A 540-nucleotide genomic window follows, 5' to 3' on the forward strand; every position below is an offset into this window, starting at 1 on the left:
GTAAGCATTGGGCCACGGCCGGCGTCGACGAACCCGGGGACCGTGGACGGCGAGCAGCGTGCTCTGCCCCGATCACGCCGGCGCGGCCACCCCGACGACGTTGCCCGCCGGATCGGTGAAGTGTCCGACGACGACGCCACCCCCGGCATTGACCGCAGGGCCGAAGAGTCGGCGGCCCCCGAGCCTCTCGACCTCCACGAGAGCGGACTCCACGTCCGTCACACCGACGTAGAACATCGCCCGGGCCGGGAATGCCGGTCCCCCGCCGATTCCCGCCGGAACAGGAGCGGCGCCGTCGCCGGGCTCGATGAACGAATACACCGTCTCGTCGGAGACCTGCGGGGCGACGGGCGCACCGGGTTCGGCGTGCCAGTCGAAGAGCCGGCGGTAGAACTCCCGGAGCACGTCCGGGTCGGGACCGATGATGTCGACGTGCACGACCGGGTTACCCATGCGTTCCTCCGGGACGGGACCGGCCACTCGCGTTCGCGGCGGCGTGGGCCGCTGCGGCGGTCGCGACCGTGACCGGCACGACGGGGT

The 540-nt window shown here is 72.4% G+C and carries 1 protein-coding gene; it reads right to left on the reverse strand.

The features are described from left to right. Window positions 1-72 precede the first annotated feature (72 nt). Window positions 73-540, reverse strand: a 468-nt coding sequence (locus AC4FQ5_RS20100; RefSeq protein WP_491146489.1) for a VOC family protein, incomplete at its 5' end; no start/stop codon positions are given.

The organism is Chryseobacterium sp. DT-167 (genome assembly GCF_058310155.1).